The organism is Brevibacillus ruminantium (assembly GCF_023746555.1).
GTDB lineage: Bacteria > Bacillota > Bacilli > Brevibacillales > Brevibacillaceae > Brevibacillus > Brevibacillus ruminantium.
This window is the reverse complement of sequence record NZ_CP098755.1, coordinates 2,249,938-2,266,916: the sequence shown is the minus strand read 5'-3', so window position 1 is coordinate 2,266,916 and position 16,979 is coordinate 2,249,938. Positions and strand designations below refer to the sequence as shown.

The window sequence follows — 16,979 nt, the reverse complement described above, 5'->3', positions numbered from 1 at the left end:
CATTTGACATATAACCCTTATTATACTCTGCGGATTCTATTACTGCCTTACAACTTGAACAATGACTATTTACAAAAACCAAGATTGTTGGTTGTATCCTACTTATAAGCTCAAAGGAATTCTGAAAACGATCTTTAACCAATAATGGAGGGGCATCTTCTCCTTCTTTTAATTCCTAAATATTTTTATGACCTTTGTTTCTGGTCTTTAATATTTGGTCAAAATTATTAGCTACTACAGCCGACAGTCACTTTAGACTGTCGGCCCATATTTACTGGATTTCTGTCACGAAATGCGCTAAGTTACACCCCATTTCTCTGTCAATATCCGCCTGCTTTTCCACATCGCTATCAAGTTCTTTTTAGTAAACTTTATCTGGACGAATCACTCGAATGAAATAGTCTCCGGGTGTTACTTCTTTTCCATCCATCCCAGTGTGATCCCACGAAATGGTCGCTTTATATCCGAATCCCCCGGGGATCACTCCCGAAAAGGAATGTAATGGGCGTCTGTATACAACGTCACCATCGACTTTTTGGACTTCAAATTTAAGTTCAATAGGCTTAACTATGACGTCATCGCTCATATGATTTTCAATACGGACATTAAATACACGGTCACTGAATTCGCCATTCACTTTTATTTCAGTAGGAATGATAAAAAAGGGTTTAATGCAATTTCCTTCAATGACCGGGTTCCGATCCAATTCCCAATTATCGGAGCCATACCTTGGTAAATATCGATCTTGTGCAAACCATCAGTGCTGTCCGACGGATACTGATAATCTACAGTCACGCCCATCTAGGTGCGGCTGTTTGCTGTCCATCTGAAACCCTTACTTGCCGATCAGTTTACTTAGATCGCCCAAATAATGTTCTAATTCACGAACTGTACGGTCTGAGAATTGTTTATCAATTGAAAAATAACTTTTTAAATTTTGATTATTAATCATAAACTGAAAATCTAGTTTCGTTTCCCGTTCTAAATGAACGATTTCGACTTGGGCAGAGCTAACTCCCTTTTTACTCAAAAAAGCAACAATGACTTCTTGTAAGTCCTTACTTTGTTCCGGAGCTTTAAGTGAATTCAAATCCTCTTTACGATATTCCGTAGTCTTGTCGTTGAAAACATCCTGTTCCCTTATTCGGTATAGGACGCCGGAATCGTTCAACTCTTTCCCCTTTTTATCCCAGGAAAAAGAATAAAACAAATCATGAAGGGCACGAACCCCGATAAGCTCGTTGGAGACTTTATAGGTATCCGAGTGATATAAATCAAAGGATACTGCTGTGGGTGTTAGTTCATTGTACACCATTTCAATCGGCCCAATTTTAGGATCATATGCTGGAAGGATATATGGTTTATCTTTCAATAACGATTCAACCTGTTGCTTCCATTCCAGATATTCCTTTGAAGGTTGCTCATTGATTACGGCCTCTTTTGAACCGCATGCCGTAAGTATAACAATAAATAGACCTCCGATTAACAATCTCCATAGGCGTTGCATTTCAATCACCTTCATCTAGGATAATAATACCCATTATACAATTGTATATTAGATATATTCAACATAAATAAGCACAGAGTTGGAACCCTCTGTGCTTATTTATGATTATTTTTTAACGTCTCTCCCTACTAACTTGCGATACGTTGTACTAAAGTTTACCGCCGCTAAATCCTTACTATACCAAGGTGAAGTTCCGCACCAAGAGCTGGCATAGTTCATCAGATTATAAGCATTCTGGCCATAGCAAGTGAACGACGTTCGAGTTGCTCGTTTCGTGGTGGTACCACCATTTTCAGCAGTAAACGGAATAAAATACAATACGCTTCCTCCACAATCTAAGCTTCCATTCCAGTTCGTCGCAGCATCCTTTATTAAGCGTTCGTTTTCGTATAAATCCGATGTTCCATCCAACGTAAAAAGCAACTGTGATATAAATTCTGCAAAAACCTTGATGGCCAAGCTACCGGCTTCATCTTCTGTCTTAACAATATTTCCTTTCCCTCTAAAATCAGAGAGCGTATAGTTCGTTTTCTTTGCTTTATTATACGTATCCAACATTCCGCTCCCGATCTGATATAAACCATATGTTCCGAAATACTATTGGTTTCAGATCAGACCAATTCAAACCCCGCTGCACTAATCCCCTGCAGAGTCTTTAATAACCGAAGGATAAAAAGCACTTGCTTTTTAATTATACAAATGTATAATTAAACTCATTACAACAATCATATAGGAAAGAGGTCAAGATCCATGGACAGGAAAATCAAACGATTGCCGGATGCAGAATTGGAGATCATGCTCGTGATTTGGAGAGCCGGAAAACAGGTGAGTTCTTCCTATATCCTGGATCAACTGCGGGATAAAAGAAAGTGGGCGTTAGCCACTTTAATGACCGTACTGGCGCGGCTGGTCGACAAAGGATTTCTTCGTTGCGAAAAAATCGGGCGTAGCAATAGTTACCTGGCCGTCATCTCGGAGACGGAATACAAGGAAAGTGAAGGAAAATCTACACTGGAAAAATTGTATGGCAACTCCATTCAAGACATGGTCATGTCGCTGTACAACGGGAAGGCCATCGACAAAGGCGATCTGGCAGAACTTCGCGATTTCCTCGACCAAATGGCCAAGGAGGAATAGCAATGCTTACACGCCTGTTTACAGATTTTCTGATCATTTCTGTAACAACGAGCCTTGTTATACTAGGTTTAAAGTTGGCGTCTCCACTGCTGCACAAAAGCTATACGGCCAGATGGAAATACTGGGTGTGGATGATTGTAGCTATACGCTTGCTGTTCCCCTTTCACTTTTCGTTTGCCACTAGTCTTGTACAAATTAACGTTCCTGAATATACAATGATTGGAACGGTCTTCCAAGGGGGGGCGTCTTCAAATGCTCAAGAAAACTCCCCTGTAGCAACGCAGAACGAATTACCAGGTCATGCTGTCGAGCCTTTAAGCCATATGCTATCTGTTCTCGACATTCTCTCTTTCATCTGGACTTCCGGACTCGTGCTTTTTCTGCTGTATCACTTCATCGGTTACTTCCTTTTCAGAAAGCAAGCGCTGCGATGGAGCAGCCCCATCCTAGACCAAAGCGTGACGGCCACGATCGAGCAAGCCTTCAAGGAAATGAATGTAACGTCATCCGTCACCGTGCTGACAAGCGAAAAGGTTCCCAATCCGATGCTGGTAGGCTTTCTCAAGCCTGTTCTATTTTTGCCGCATGAAAACTATACGGATGAAGAACTCGAATTCATTGTCAAGCATGAGCTGGTTCATTTCAAGCGATTTGATATCGGGTATAAGCTGCTGCTTCTGATCGTTCAGGCGATCCATTGGTTTAATCCGTTTGTGTGGCTAATGGTGCGCGAAGCCGGTCGAGAAATTGAAATGTACTGTGATGAAACAGTGGTCCGGGGGCAAAGCCTAACCTATCGTAAAAGGTACTGCGAAGCCATTTTATCGGCGATGCAAGATAAGCCCATACGCCCTTCCGCGTTATCCACGAACTTTGCGGGAGGGAAACATACAATGAAACAAAGGTTCAAGTCCATCCTTAGTATGAAGAAGAAACGAAGCGGCCTTACGCTTTTCTGTACCGTTATCCTCACGCTTAGCATGTTGGCCGCCTTTACCAATGTTACGAATGGCAGCAGCGCATCCTTTAAACCCGGTACGATTTATTCCAGCCTCGATGGGAAGCAAGTTGTCTCGTATGACGCAGGCAATTCGTATTCGATCCATGCGGAGGGCAATGTTTCCATCTCGTACCGGAATGGAGAAGTTACCGCGCAAACACCATTAAAAGTAGATATGACGAGGGAATCGTGGAACAGAGGAATAAGCGAAAGCGGCTTTTTTATCTCCGAGGATAAAACGGCCATTGTGTATAATCCTCAACCCGACAAATTATCGCCCCTCCATGTTCTGATTAGTGATGACATGGGAAAAACGTGGAACGATACGACAGTTCAAGGCGCAAGGGGAAATGAGTTATTCATCGGTTTTACTTCGAAAAACGATGGTTGGATGGTCAGCGGCCACTCCCGCGGCGTAGGAAGCGCATTGAATAATGTGTTCCAGACCTCGGATGGCGGGAAGACATGGGAAGAGGTAGGCGACCCGAATGATGTTTATTCGGAGCATTTGACGGCTGCGGGTTTTGCTAACAAAGATATAGGCTTTTTAGGCTTCCGATATTATTCCGACTACGGGCCAGTCATTTATTGGACCAAAGATCGGGGACAGTCATGGGCAAGGCTCCCTGTATCGCTTCCGGAGAAGTTTGACGAATACAGGAAGAACCCTCTCTCACCAATATTCAACGGAAAAGAAGGACTGTTCCCCATTGCCGTAAAAGATCAAGAACTTGAAGACATAGGAACTATTTATCTAACCAGCAAAGACGGTGGTTTAACATGGGTATACGATGAATCTTATGATAAGTTGAAAAGCCACAAATAAAGAAAGAGGCGGCCATTTCGTGAATGGCCGCTTTTTCTGCCTATTCAGAGGGCGAATTATTTCTTCCAACCCCCGCCCCCATGGGAAGACGATTCAACATAGTCAACGGTAATTTTGCCGCTACCAGATCCAATCGTGGTATTAAAGTTATATTGACGAAGGTTCCAATCATCGAAAGTCCCTTGCCACTTGTTATCTACTATAAAGGTGTACCGTTCCGTAGCCGGAGAAGTGCCGCGGATATAGGAGCAGACTGCTCTTGATCCATATATCCCCATCTTATATCCATTGGGATTTTTTCTGCTGTTTTCCAAAACAGACTTAACCCCTTGGAAATAAGGTACAACTTTATCTTTAATCTGCTTCGTGGTCATGTCGGTGTCAACTGCGAAGTAAATGGGTGTGCTCCTTGGTTGTCCCAAGTCACTTGCCAGTTCCACTGCATCCTCCGCATCGCTATCACCCTGGGCCTTAGTAAAGTAATCCGGATCTGTACCACCCTCGTTTTCATAAAGGGATACAATGTACAATCCCTCGTCGGAGATACGTTTTACTTCGGCATCTGTAAGCTCGTCATGCATTCTCTCTAAGCGATTCAAGTATCGACCAATAAACGTGAACTTCTTCTCTTTAATCGACTTTAATCTTGCCGCAGTAACTTTTGTTGTGGTATCACAACCAAGTGCCATAAAAGTAACCTTCCTTCCTATTTCGTTATTTGTAATCCATGCACAATTGCCTGGACATAACGATATCAGTAAGGTTGTCCGGTTCCTTCCAATACCGAATTGTACAAATGGATCTGAGAGCGTAGCTTGGGATAGAGAAGAAACATGGGATGGTACCCCTCCTGCACCAATGTTCTTCTAAGCTGCTCTATTATCATTATATTTTATAGCGTTACGTTACGCAATATAACATAGTGGATTTTGCAAGATATATTTCGTGACATTACGTAACATGTCGTTAAGTAAGTGTCATTACTTTATAAAAGGTAGACGAACGTGGTGAAGGGAACACTTTGTTCGTTGAAATCCCTAAATAAAGTATGACAATTAATATCTTGTTACGTCACGTAACATAATGTTTTAAGGGGTGATTACTATGCCAATCAACAACCCCTCAACTTATTTGTGGATGGCCATCAGCAAAGCAGTGCCCGCAGAGAATATACGCCAACTCCCCTTCAAGCGACACGGCTTTCCTACTCGGCGGCGTATACAGATGTGCAGGAGACACCGGTTTTACCTATGCTAGTGCCAGTTGCCTTGCCTTCCTATAATCGCGGTAAAAATGTGGCCGTAGCAAATACGGCTAACAACAGAACGGTTAGTGCGCCTGTAAATGATGTGGGGCCATATTTTGACGCCTATTACTGCGGTTCAGATGAATATTGGAAAAACGGTACGGTGCCTCGGGCTGAACAAACTGGTTATCTGAATAAACCGCGCTGTGAAGCTGCAACGTTCCTTGCAATTACGTTACATGTTATCGTGTGAGTGTAGATGATATAGCGGTAGTGGGGTTCTGCCGCTATATCATCATAACCCCTACAAAAAAATAGCTTTTGGGGGGGAAATAGCAATGGCATTAGCTGTGTCCGTTGGTAAAGCTGTTCCACAGGAATCCTATTTTGCTGGAAGTATTATTGCCCGTCAAGCTTTTACCGTAAGTGTTTCTGGAGCTGCCGCCTATAGTAGTGTAACGATTTATGCAAACTCCACTTCCGTCGATAAAGGATTTAACCTTGGTACGATTACCACAAATGCTATAGGTTCAGGAAGCAGATCAGTTACCATTTCGCAGGTTTTCAATAACGGTTCCAACCGTAAAATTACAGTTGTGGATTCGTCGAATAATTCAGCTTCGATTACGGTTGGCGTCTGGTTCAAGGGTAGAGCCACTGTATTTCAAGGAAACAGTAGTTCTTATTACGTTGACAAGGGTTGCACACCTCTTACAACGAATTATGTTGCTTTGCCTTCTTACAGTCTTTGCGGTAAAAATGTAGCCGTCGTCAATACAGCCAACGGAAACATCATTACTGCTCCAGTCAATGATGTTGGCCCATATTTTGATGCGAATTACTGCAAAAAAGACGAGTATTGGAACACTGGCACTGTACCTCTTGCTGAACAATACGATGGTAAACAACGTTGCGAAGCTTGCGGTGTTCCGTGCAACACAACCGGAGATAAACGTAAAATTTCGAGAGCGATTATTGATCTAAGCCCTCAAATGATGAGTTCTTTGGGCGGCTCTACTGAAGTTACAGCGGCTTGGCGTTTTACGTAATGAAAAGATAGAATGCTGCACCTTGAACGGTGCAGCACCCCCCTTACTCCGGCGTATTTGTGGCTATTGTTTGGTTTCTCGTTGAAAGGTAATCTTTTGAATGATTTGCAGGTCCGAATCTTGACCATGATTCCAGGTGACAACATACGTTCCCCATTTGGGAACATCCACTTGAACTATGGTTGTTCCGGTTTTAGGGTCAGTAGGGTTCTTCGTAAAGGAAATGCCATTTGCAGTCGTTATAGTAACGGTTTTATAGATCGTCCTGTTTAAGTTACTCAGTTGATCATCAATCGATCTGTCAGAAAAATACTCATACGGAATGAGATTAGAAATTCGCAGGTAGGTGCTAACAAGCGGATCGCCCCACGTCACACTATGGCCTTCGTTAAAACTTTGAACGACGTCTTCTGTCCAATATTCTATCTTTCCTTTGTGATAGCTTGGTATTTCGCTTGTTTTCTTGGCAAACTCCCTGGAATCCACTTCATACAGCGTTATCGGTTCCATAAGCACCTTCTTTTCTTCCTTTTTGAGCTGTGCCGATGAATCCGTTCCCCTGTTCTGCTCACTTGAGATTTGAACCGTATCCGAGTTGATCGAATTGTTCACGTTTGTGCTTTGATTTGCAGGAGATTGGTTCGGCATCCCGGAATCTAAAGTGGCCGCTTGCGTCGAACAACCGGTTAATGCTACAGCCATTGCAATCCCTGTTAATATCGTTCGTATTTTCATTACTCTATGCACTCCAATTTTAATTTTTATGATCAGAACATAATTGCAGAGACTTTCTTGACATTTTCGTGCTTTTAAGGTTCCTTCTAATCAACCTTCCGACTTGGTAAAAAGCTCTTTTGAATGATCTGAATATCCGAATCCTGGTCGTTCAACAGGGTTACCAGATAAGTTCCCCACTGGGCTTCATTGGAATTATCCTCCTGTTTAGCTTGATCAGAGGTTGGAACAGACTGTTTTCGGCCTTCGTCAGAAGTCTTAGCCGCAGAGCATGCAGCGGCCACTGTAAGAGTAAAAACAAGCAACATACCCAATAACATCTTCGATTCATTTATGGTACACTCCTGTAAGTCTATAATGAATCCTGCAAACAACAATTGCCCTTGCACGATTCAGGGAAAGCCTCCCCCTCCCCTTTTATTGATTATTACCATAATTAGACAAATCTAAGTACAGCAATGTTCCTATTGAATTTAATTATACATTTGTATAATTTAAAATCGAGAAATTTTATTCTTCATGCACAACAACATGAAGGAGAAAAACGATGCCCTTTGTGCGGTGACGCGGGTGCTCCGGATTACACCGTCAACGGCGCAATCCTAGATGTCGCTCCTTCTGTGTTAAATGCAGTCGGTGCAAGCGGAACACTGACAAATGGTGTTTGGCGGTTTACGTAAAAGGAAAGGGGCTGAACGACTGGACAGCCCCTTTTACTTTTCAGGTTGTATGATTTCAAAAGCATGAGAAAACGAATTGCTTCTCCACTCAAAATCATATTCATACTTTTTATCTTCGCTTTGCCATCTCATAAATGTATCTCTACTTGATAACAAAATTTGACCACTTGAAAAATCCTTTAACGGACTATTTTTCAACACATTGTATACTTCTGTTAATTTCTTAGTTGCTGATTCACCATTTAGGGTGACTTTGACTTTCCAATTGTTAAATTCCATATATCCGAAAATATCATAATCAGAGTCTACCCAAGCAGAGACATTTGAATCAATTGTAATTGATTTGGGGTTTTTAGGTATTTCCATCTCCTGAAAGGAATTCAGAGATCGGTTAGTTTTTGACCCACTTATTCCTCCCATTTCCCTACTTCCCGGTTTGTTTAACTCGGGGCTATTTACTTCCAGCTTTTTTTCTGTTGCATATACTTTAAGGGCATATTCATCCTCGGATGCTTTGTACTGTATCCCATAATATAAATTCTCTAATGGTTCTGATAAGTCGGGTGCGATGACTGGAACTTTGGTTTTTTGCTTTATGTCATCTATTACATTTGAATAAGAAAATAAGGATGTATCCGTTGCTGAATTATGAGAAGAATCATCCCCTGCAAAAGATTGATTTTGTTGAGTTGGTTTTTGGGTAGTTTCATTTGAACAAGCAGTTAATCCGCTGGCTAGAACAATTACAGCGGACATTAGGGTTATCGTTCTATTCATTTTTCCAGCCTCCTAATTTATATTATACAAGTGTATAATAAATTCATTAGGCAATCAATACTTAAACGTAAGAGTTTATAAAGTGTTTAGAGAACTGAACTAGCATAAATAACACCTGCAAAGTAGCATCCAACCTTTGATCAGCTTGCCCTCCATCCGTTAAAACAATACCTTTTATAAGCAGTAATGACAAGCAAATCGAAAATTGTAGTTGGAGTTACTCCTGATTATTATCATCATCAAATTGACACGTGAGAATAGGGGGCAGCTCTACAGGTAATAGCACTGGGTTACATTTGCACTTAGAAATACACTCGTAAATGGGCGGCGCGTCGATCCGGCACTTTTTATTGGCCTGTAATGTTCGGAATTAAAAAACGAAAGGATCTCCTACAGCCGATTCGAGGCGCAAGGATCTTGCTAGAAAACCGAACGATCTTAACTACTCTGTCGGCTAAAAAATTCGCATAAAGACGTTAATCGGAGGGGATCACCACAAGCTCTGGTTGTATGGGTTACGATTCTGCAGATATTGGGGAACAGTACAGGGTAGATGGCTAACCTGTGATCATGCTGAAGGAATAATGTTTTCGGTTGGCGGCGGTTTGACGGGAATATGGTGGAAGGTAAACACAGAAATTATAAAAACAAATATATATTGCGTGACGATACGTTACATGTTATAATTGGCGTAGATCAAAAAAGAATCAGATTGAAACAAGGGGGTCGGGATACCTCATCAATCTGAATCCCGTTCTTTTTTTGACACAATATAACGCGTTACGGTACGTAACGTAATAAAGAGGAGTGAATCAATTATGGCAGCATCTCTTCAGAAATGCCCCCCTTGTGATTGTTCATATGGCTCTCGGGATGTTTACAATGTTACTGCTAAGCCTATTCAAAAATGGTTATCTCAAGCTAATACGGCAGGAAAAAATCATGGACTAAACCCGGTTGATTTTTTAGCTATTGCTTCTATCGAAACAAATGGAGACTACTCCGCGATCGATCCAAGCGGAACAACTTATGGTATTGTTCAAATCGATAAGGCTCATTTGAATGCCTATAACTGCCTTAAAGGTACCAAGTATACCATGGACGACCTTATTGGCGAAGGAAAACTTATTACTACGTCTTCTGGGGCCGTTAGATTGAGCTTTGACATCCTGGGTTATCATCTGAGTTCAGCCTTGGATAAAACGGATAGTTTGAAATCCGCTGCTACCTCATGGAATGGTGCAATCTGTGGCGGTGGTGGTATTAACCCTTATGGTAGCAAGTGCGGGGGATTTAGTTACGCTAGCAAACCTAGCTGCTATGGTGAAGCAGTCTATAAGCTGGCTTCTGCTTATTCCGATTGGTTTCAAAACGACTCACGTTATAAAGGCGAACTGGAAGAAGTACCCACAAATACACTGCCTACCTATAATAAGGTTTGTTTCGGAAAATAAGGGGGCTGTCCAATAAGTCCCCAAAAATAAAAAATTGGGCGGAGAAGCGTAACGCTTTCCGTCCAACTTTTTATGTATCTGCTTGTGCAAGAAAGTAGCGAGGCGGGTGCCCGCCACTTTCAGTAGATTATGGGCCATGGCCACAATCCCAAACTCGGTGTGAACCTTCTCCAACCCTCGCAACGAGAACCGACGAAACGAGTGACTGCCCTTGATGTAACCAAACACGCTTTCTACCTTGACTTTACACTGGGCATAGATCGCGGATTTCTCGTTATCCTCAAGGGCTCTTTTGACCTTAGCTTTTAACTCTTCCCAGATTCTATTCCAATGTACCTGGCGGTTCCCCTTGGCCTGGATGTAGCTTGCCTTAAGTGGATAATCCCTGCAATCTTCATACTCATAAATTTTGAAGCTTTGCTCCAAACCCGATGCGTTTTTCTTCGTTTGGTATTACTTAAAGCGAGCGTATTGGCCCTTCGGGCAAATAAACCGGTCATCTTGCTCTTCATACGTCCAGTTTGAGGCATGTCGGATGTCCTTCTTGTACGACGTGTTTTCTCTTTCATAAGGAATGAGAGAATTAAAAGAGAGCTCTTTTTCTTCGCCCATGGCATACAAATAGTTCTCTTCGCTATCATAGCCCGCATCCGCAATCACCGTTTTGGGCATCGGTAACGAAGACGCGACCAATCGCTCCATATGCGGGATGAAGCAACCCGTATCGGTGGGACACTGGCGAATGCTGTAAAATAAAACGAACTGGTTTTCTGTCGCCATTTGCACATTGTAATGCTTCTATTGCCCATTTTACATGTGATCTTCCTTCATGCGCATAAACGTGGCGTCCGGGTTGGTTTTGAATAGCTGTTGCGGTCGCCATTGCAAGCCACCGCTTGCTGTCATGATCTTAACGATTTTATCCAGATGGGTGCCCCCTTGCTCCTTGGTAAGCTGTTGATCGATACTTGAGTCAGGCAGGTATTCATTCGGAATGAGGTTGGAAATCCCCATACTGGTTCATTATTAGCGATTTGATATCGGGTATAAGCTGCTACTCTGACGTTTAGGCGATCCATTGGTTTAATCCGTTTGTGTGGCTAATGGTGCGCGAAGCCGGTCGTGAAATTGAAATGTACTGTGCGATCCCTGTTAATATCGTTCGTATTTTCATTACACTTTGCACTCCAATTTTAATTTTTATGATCAGAACATAATTGCAGAGACTTTCTTGACATTTTTGTGCTTTTAAGGTTCCTTCTTATCAACCTTCCGACTTGGTAAAAACGATCTTTTGAATGATCCGAATATCCGAATCCTGGCCGTTCATCAAGGTTACCAGATAAGTTCCCCACTGGGGATTTAGCTTCGACAACAGACGTTTTTGCCTTCCCGGGGTCTCTTTGTTTCTGTATAAAAACGATGCCATTCGAGGTCGTTATTTTGCGTTCTTCCCCTACTTTGTAAGTACCTTTACTCAACTGTTCATCGATGGCCTTATCTTGCAAATAATCGTAAGGGATCAAAAATCAAGAAATTTCCCCCTTCAATTACTGTTCAAAAATTATATTGCGTTACGTAACGAAACATGTTATTATAGTTTTAAATTAAGCTTCAAAAAAATGGATATGGATGGTTTATCTACGAAAGGAGGGTTGGTAATGGTTTGTCGTGAAAAGTTATTAAAAAATATCCAAAGTGTCCGTGCCGCCGTTGTTTCCTATGCTAATTGCTTATGTGAAGATGCTCCGGCCAAGGACCAAGAGGTCTTTTATCAATTTGGATTAGAATTATCTCATCAACTAATGGAATTGCGAAAGCTGTATGTTCGTTTATATGATGTCAATCCGCTAAGTGGCCACAACCCAATTTCCATAACACGTTGCAGCGATCATTAAGCCCTAATACGACAAATTTGAACGACATAATATTTGCGTAATCTGCCGTCGCAAAATTATGTCGTTTGTTTTACGCATCGCAAATATTAAGTCAAGTTCATGAAAGGGGAATAAATTGTATGATAAACGGAGACTCCGAGTTGGCTTTGTACGCCCAACTCATTGCAAATGTTGGATTTCCAATTGTCGTCGCGGCAATCCTCCTTAATCGCCTGTTAAACGGATTCAACAAGCGTTTAGATACGCTAGCCCAGAAGATGGAGGAGTTAATCGCAGCAATCCATCAACTGGCCACAAAAGAGAGAGACGCCGGGGGCAAATCCCAAGGTAAAAAGAATACGTCATGATTTAGCGCTTTCCGCCAAGATTTTCTACACGGTATAGCGTAACGTCTCGTATTGTTATGTAACACAAAAGGTATGACTCTTTGAAAAACTGTTGAGTATTGTCACATTTTATTTGAAACATTTTCCAGTTACTTGCGTAATTACATGTAGAGGTTAGATTTTTTCTCTTAGCACACAAACGTTTGTTCGGTATAATGTAGGTGCTAGATTTTTCTAATTAGGAGAGAGGGGGATTCGACTATGGGAACATTTCAATGCATTGAACCAAACATGAAACCATTTTTAGACAAATTGGGAGCTAATCTCCGAAAGGCCATATCGGAGATCCTCCAGGTAGATGATGTCCACACCAAGTTCCATTACAGAATTATTGAAAACGATGGAGAATTTTATTGTTGCTTGAGCAGAATGTAGCCGATGAATATACCGTATGCCATTGCTTTTTTACCGATCCTGTTGATCGGACTGTAGATCAGTACCGCTACGAAAGCATATCGTTGAAAACGGTTCATTTACTTTCGCAATTTTCTGCGAAAAAAGGCTTAACCTGCTAAGATTATTTATTTTTCTTATCCTTGGTAACTCGGATGTATTCCTCTTCGATAGTCCTCGACAGTAATTCCGTTGCCGTCATATTCAACTTCTTCGCGGTTTCTACAAGTTGTTGCTTTATATAGACTGGTATATCATAATGGAACTTCACTTTGTTTCCGTATGCCATCAATAATCACCCTTCCTGGTCTATTACTACACTTTGATATTTCTTCTCAATTAATTTAATAAGCAGTTGCGTGGCCGACATATCTTGCAAATTGGCTGCCTCAATCAACTTTTCTTTGATTTCTGGCATAAATTCGTAAGGCAGTTTAATCTTTGGCTCGCTCATGTGGCCACTTACCTGCTTTTCTGCCTCAATCGCTTGATTAATCATTTCAGACAGTGTTGAACCCGTTGGGTCTTTTCCATACCTTGGTAGAACCCGTGTAAGATAAGCTTCTAGCGCTTTTTGTTCCTCCCCGCTGATGTCCACTATGAGTTTTCCATGTTCTACCGATAATTGGCATTCTGTGTGATAACCGAATAAATTAATTGAATATTTCACGTCTGCACCTCCAATTTTGTATTATATAGTGTTTCGTACCATTACACAATATACTTTTGCATCGTTTATGATGAGCATACTGGGATTTTTTTAGCGTTGTTTATGATTCGCTCCTTGAATTTGATTTTACATTAAGCAGTTCAGCAAAAATGGCATTCCCATTGTTTCGGTAATTTGCTAAAAGTGCGTGAGTTGCCAAAACGACAAGTTGAGTTTGTGAAAATCCGGTTTCTTTAGCCATTTGCTGCAATTGACATTTTACCGACTCCGGAAAATAAACGGTAAGTCTAGGCGTTTTATCTTCTGACGACATCAAAATCCTCCTTACTATTACTATCATTATAACATATTTTCTGTGTTATAAAAGCATATACTTGACTAAAGGGACAATTTTTTTGTCGAGCGAAGACGAGTTGTCACGAATGATGGAAGTTGCCTATATCTGTATAGTCAGATAATTCGTCTGTTCGATAATAGCCTTGGCGATTGACTTTCCAGGTGAACTTATAGAAGTGAGCATTTTGCATAATTCCGTTTTTGAAAATTAGTGGTAGAATCCATGACCAAATAGAACGGCATTTTTAGTTTAACCTACTTGAATTGCTAAAATGGGCAGACCTGCAGAATTTCTGCTGATTCAAAAATTTAAGCGACGGCTTTCTTGGACTGACGGGCCATCGCTAATTCCGAAGCCAGCAATACAATGGCGTTAAGGTATTGGTGAGTGGTTACCTTCTGAATGCCCCAGACATGCATGGCGTCTGCGGTCAAATGGGTTTTCATCCTGGAGTTACAACGTTCTACTCTTGTTCGTTCGTTGTAAAGTTCCTTCCAGCGTTTCGTTCCCCGAGGTGGACTCTAGTAGCGCCGCAAATCGCTTTTGGTATCGACTTTGACGACCATTCCATAGTTGGAAGATGAGCATGCAGCCATACCGAGCGGACAATCGTCCCTTCCTGTGGCATGAGGACAGCGGAATTTCAGGTGATCGCCATCGGCGCCCCAATAGGTCATGGCGAACCCCATCGAGCAGCAGGGCGTACCGCTGGAAGTCATGCCCGCAGGTGGTTCCTTCTCATTGCGAAGGTTCATCGGAATAATCGCTTGTGCCTTTACGTTCCGCGCTGCTTCGTAGTTTTTAAGTTGGTCATATCCGGCATCCAGCATAAAGAACTTCACTTCTGCCGCGGTAGCCACTTGCTCCATAAGAGAAGGAGCCATATCGCCGTCGTTGACATGAGCCGGTGTAACGGAGAGCGCCAGCGGCAGCTCGCTTGCCGTGTCTACGGCAAGATGAAGCTTGTAGCCGAACCACTTGACCTTGTTGCCAAAAGAATCGAACTTCGCGCCCCAGTGGCCGGCACGTCCCCGGCGTGTTCTGCAGCAATCCAGTGATCAATCGTGTTTTTCTCAGCGTTATAATTGTCGTTCATTCCTATCAAACCTTTTATCTCGCCATTAAGCAGTTGAATCAAATTGTCGACCGTTCCGTTTGTATTCACCTCACCCCAAAATTCCGGAATACCCTGTCCTTCCGCCTTCTCGCCGCAAGGACATTCGCGTTTTAAGCCTACTACCTGGAAAGCCTCCCTATCAACTATACGTTAATTCATCGGTTCTGCTCCTTTTAAAGTCACCTGTATCGTCAGGCGGTTATAAGATTGTAGCTTACCGATCCCTTTTCGGGCTTCACTCGGAGTAACACCATGCGGTTTACGGAAAGCTTTTGCGAAAGCCTCGGGAGTTTCATAGCCATACTTGTAGGCAAGGTCGATAATTTTGCCATCCGTGCTGATTAACTCTTTTGCCGCTAGCGTTAACCGACGACGCCGAATATAATCACCGACCGTTATATCCGTCAGGATCAAAAACGTACGTTGAAAATGAAAAGAATTTAGAAGCCACTGCCTCACTCCAAGCGTTCGGATCGTGGAAAATTCATGGTGCCTGCGGGTGACTCGCTTGCCAGCCGATTTAACCGGAGGGCCAACAAGGCGTATGCATGCAGCCACTCTTGTTGTGCAGATTCATTGACCATAGATAGAAGATCACTATGTTAGTTTGGATGTTAAGAAAAGTAATGGCCGAAAGAGGTATATGGACGGGGGCAGCTCTAGGACGCCTTTTGAAAGAAAAGGCCGGATATGAGTTATCCGCACCCTCCATTAGTGCGCTGCTCAGGGGTCAACCTAAACAAATGAAAGCCGACACATTAGACACGTTATGTACGGCTCTGGAATGTACACCCGGCGAATTATGGGTGCACACCCCATCACAAATCAAAGCATATAGCACCACGATACAACTCGTTACCATTTACACTGGCATTTCCGTGTAGTGTATTGGATTTTACATTGTAAATGTGCTGAGTAAAGACTGCCATATGGAAATTTCCTCACGGCAGGAAGGACATATGTTCGTGAAAGGGTAACTCAGGAGAATATTGACAAATAAAATGAGCCTACGGTATGATTTTTCTAATTCATTTCACAAAGGTGGATTATGAGAAAAAAATTACAAATTTATATATCGTCTACTTACTACGATCTTATTGAGGAAAGACATACCGCTGTTGAAGCCATACTTCAAGCTGGTCATATCCCTGCTGGAGTCGAGCAATATTTTTTTGAAAGTCCAATGAAAATAAGGAAGAGATGGATCGACGAGTCCGATGTATATATCCTGTTTCTCGGAGGGTTCTATGGTTTAACGCTTCCCGATGATGAATCCAAGAGCTATATACAATGGGAATATGAGTATGCCGGAGAAGCGGGCAAACCTAGATTTGCTTTTGTACTCACAGATAAAAGATTAAGACAACTGCCATACGATTTCCCAGCAATTGAACACTATCAGGAGTTTCAAGAGTTTAAGCAATCGGTCATGGAACAAGTCCCTACCTATTATGTTGAAGATTTACGGCACATTAAAATGGTTCTTCGTGATCAATTGCCGGTGTATGCAGCAAGGGACGATTTGTATGGCTGGGTTTCCGGCAAGGATGTCCCGAACGTTCAAAAGCTAATGGAAGAGAATGCAAGATTAAAGGCGGAGCTGGATATAAAGAAATGAAAGAGGGGCTGGTGCAACAGCCCCTTTCTTCCGATTTCCCTTAAACCCAACGGCACGCTTCTTCGCGTCATCAACCGTATACATGACATTAATCCCAAGTCCGACCTCATAGAAGAGATTAAGGATAATGCTAAAATAGGGTATTGAAC

21 protein-coding genes and 2 pseudogenes are annotated in these 16,979 nt (G+C 42.3%); 9 read left to right on the top strand and 14 right to left on the bottom strand.

All coding sequences use genetic code 11. The annotated features are described in order from the left end of the window. Positions 1-835 precede the first annotated feature (835 nt). Positions 836-1,507, bottom strand: coding sequence for a hypothetical protein (locus NDK47_RS11150; RefSeq protein WP_251874885.1), 672 nt, complete (start codon positions 1,505-1,507; stop codon positions 836-838). 105 nt (positions 1,508-1,612) lie between these two features. Next, the gene (locus NDK47_RS11145; RefSeq protein WP_251874884.1) at positions 1,613-2,062 is read right to left on the bottom strand and encodes a hypothetical protein; all 450 of its coding nucleotides are present in this window, start codon (positions 2,060-2,062) and stop codon (positions 1,613-1,615) included. Positions 2,063-2,257: 195 nt separating this feature from the next. On the opposite strand from NDK47_RS11145, the gene NDK47_RS11140 reads away from it, so the two are divergent. Both NDK47_RS11140 and NDK47_RS11135 read left to right on the top strand, forming a co-directional pair. After that, positions 2,258-2,644 carry a BlaI/MecI/CopY family transcriptional regulator gene (locus NDK47_RS11140; RefSeq protein ID WP_251874883.1) on the top strand — a complete coding sequence of 129 codons (387 nt, stop codon included), beginning with the start codon at positions 2,258-2,260 and terminating at the stop codon, positions 2,642-2,644. Between the two features lie 2 nt (positions 2,645-2,646). Further along, positions 2,647-4,470, top strand: a complete 1,824-nt coding sequence (locus NDK47_RS11135) for a M56 family metallopeptidase (RefSeq protein WP_251874882.1) — start codon at positions 2,647-2,649, stop codon at positions 4,468-4,470. A gap of 56 nt (positions 4,471-4,526) precedes the next feature. Here the strand turns inward: NDK47_RS11135 and NDK47_RS11130 are convergent, their stop codons facing one another. Further along, positions 4,527-5,159: a glycoside hydrolase domain-containing protein gene (locus NDK47_RS11130; RefSeq protein ID WP_251874881.1), complete on the bottom strand. Its 633-nt coding sequence runs from the start codon at positions 5,157-5,159 to the stop codon at positions 4,527-4,529. A gap of 561 nt (positions 5,160-5,720) precedes the next feature. Here NDK47_RS11130 and NDK47_RS11125 point away from each other — a divergent pair. Continuing rightward, positions 5,721-5,969: a hypothetical protein gene (locus NDK47_RS11125; RefSeq protein ID WP_251874880.1), complete on the top strand. Its 249-nt coding sequence runs from the start codon at positions 5,721-5,723 to the stop codon at positions 5,967-5,969. 85 nt (positions 5,970-6,054) lie between these two features. After that, positions 6,055-6,765, top strand: coding sequence for a hypothetical protein (locus tag NDK47_RS11120; protein ID WP_251874879.1), 711 nt, complete (start codon positions 6,055-6,057; stop codon positions 6,763-6,765). 63 nt (positions 6,766-6,828) lie between these two features. On the opposite strand, the gene NDK47_RS11115 is transcribed toward NDK47_RS11120, so the two are convergent. The 3 genes from NDK47_RS11115 to NDK47_RS11105 form a co-directional block, all read right to left on the bottom strand. Continuing rightward, on the bottom strand, positions 6,829-7,500 hold the full coding sequence (locus NDK47_RS11115; RefSeq protein WP_251874878.1) for a YajG family lipoprotein: 672 nt from the start codon (positions 7,498-7,500) through the stop codon (positions 6,829-6,831). A gap of 86 nt (positions 7,501-7,586) precedes the next feature. Next, positions 7,587-7,889: a hypothetical protein gene (locus tag NDK47_RS11110; protein ID WP_251874877.1), complete on the bottom strand. Its 303-nt coding sequence runs from the start codon at positions 7,887-7,889 to the stop codon at positions 7,587-7,589. Positions 7,890-8,213: 324 nt separating this feature from the next. Beyond that, positions 8,214-8,957: a hypothetical protein gene (locus tag NDK47_RS11105; RefSeq protein ID WP_251874876.1), complete on the bottom strand. Its 744-nt coding sequence runs from the start codon at positions 8,955-8,957 to the stop codon at positions 8,214-8,216. An 818-nt stretch (positions 8,958-9,775) separates the two neighbouring features. On the opposite strand from NDK47_RS11105, the gene NDK47_RS11100 reads away from it, so the two are divergent. After that, positions 9,776-10,411, top strand: a complete 636-nt coding sequence (locus NDK47_RS11100; RefSeq protein WP_251874875.1) for a lysozyme family protein — start codon at positions 9,776-9,778, stop codon at positions 10,409-10,411. Here the strand turns inward: NDK47_RS11100 and NDK47_RS27815 are convergent. From NDK47_RS27815 to NDK47_RS11090, 3 genes are read right to left on the bottom strand one after another with little or no spacing between them, the layout of a single operon-like run. Continuing rightward, positions 10,334-10,837 carry a transposase gene (locus tag NDK47_RS27815; RefSeq protein ID WP_407653404.1) on the bottom strand — a complete coding sequence of 168 codons (504 nt, stop codon included), beginning with the start codon at positions 10,835-10,837 and terminating at the stop codon, positions 10,334-10,336. The two genes, NDK47_RS11100 and NDK47_RS27815, sit on opposite strands and share 78 nt — an antisense overlap. A gap of 27 nt (positions 10,838-10,864) precedes the next feature. After that, a complete protein-coding gene (locus NDK47_RS11095; RefSeq protein WP_251874874.1) occupies positions 10,865-11,197 on the bottom strand; it encodes a hypothetical protein in 333 nt (110 codons plus the stop codon). 24 nt (positions 11,198-11,221) lie between these two features. After that, positions 11,222-11,425, bottom strand: a complete 204-nt coding sequence (locus tag NDK47_RS11090) for a hypothetical protein (RefSeq protein WP_251874873.1) — start codon at positions 11,423-11,425, stop codon at positions 11,222-11,224. Between the two features lie 647 nt (positions 11,426-12,072). On the opposite strand from NDK47_RS11090, the gene NDK47_RS11085 reads away from it, so the two are divergent. Then, positions 12,073-12,309, top strand: a complete 237-nt coding sequence (locus NDK47_RS11085) for a hypothetical protein (protein ID WP_251874872.1) — start codon at positions 12,073-12,075, stop codon at positions 12,307-12,309. Between the two features lie 119 nt (positions 12,310-12,428). After that, positions 12,429-12,656: a YvrJ family protein gene (locus NDK47_RS11080; RefSeq protein ID WP_251874871.1), complete on the top strand. Its 228-nt coding sequence runs from the start codon at positions 12,429-12,431 to the stop codon at positions 12,654-12,656. Positions 12,657-13,383: 727 nt separating this feature from the next. On the opposite strand, the gene NDK47_RS11075 is transcribed toward NDK47_RS11080, so the two are convergent. The 4 genes and pseudogenes from NDK47_RS11075 to NDK47_RS11060 all read right to left on the bottom strand — a co-directional run bounded on the left by NDK47_RS11075 (position 13,384) and on the right by NDK47_RS11060 (position 15,671). Next, entirely contained in the window at positions 13,384-13,758 is a 375-nt protein-coding gene (locus NDK47_RS11075; protein ID WP_251874870.1) for a hypothetical protein, read from the bottom strand. A 100-nt stretch (positions 13,759-13,858) separates the two neighbouring features. Further along, positions 13,859-14,071: a hypothetical protein gene (locus NDK47_RS11070; RefSeq protein WP_251874869.1), complete on the bottom strand. Its 213-nt coding sequence runs from the start codon at positions 14,069-14,071 to the stop codon at positions 13,859-13,861. 332 nt (positions 14,072-14,403) lie between these two features. Further along, positions 14,404-15,114, bottom strand: a pseudogene (locus NDK47_RS11065) (transposase); the annotation flags it as partial. 248 nt (positions 15,115-15,362) lie between these two features. Then, positions 15,363-15,671, bottom strand: coding sequence for a helix-turn-helix transcriptional regulator (locus tag NDK47_RS11060; RefSeq protein ID WP_251874868.1), 309 nt, complete (start codon positions 15,669-15,671; stop codon positions 15,363-15,365). A gap of 140 nt (positions 15,672-15,811) precedes the next feature. Here NDK47_RS11060 and NDK47_RS11055 point away from each other — a divergent pair, with 140 nt between their 5' ends. Further along, positions 15,812-16,096, top strand: a complete 285-nt coding sequence (locus tag NDK47_RS11055) for a helix-turn-helix domain-containing protein (protein WP_251874867.1) — start codon at positions 15,812-15,814, stop codon at positions 16,094-16,096. A gap of 164 nt (positions 16,097-16,260) precedes the next feature. Continuing rightward, positions 16,261-16,830 (top strand): DUF4062 domain-containing protein, encoded by a 570-nt coding sequence (locus NDK47_RS11050; RefSeq protein WP_251874866.1) that lies wholly within the window; start codon positions 16,261-16,263, stop codon positions 16,828-16,830. Positions 16,831-16,869: 39 nt separating this feature from the next. Here NDK47_RS11050 and NDK47_RS11045 read toward each other — a convergent pair. Continuing rightward, positions 16,870-16,947, bottom strand: a pseudogene (locus tag NDK47_RS11045) (phage tail protein); the annotation flags it as partial. Positions 16,948-16,979: the final 32 nt, after the last annotated feature.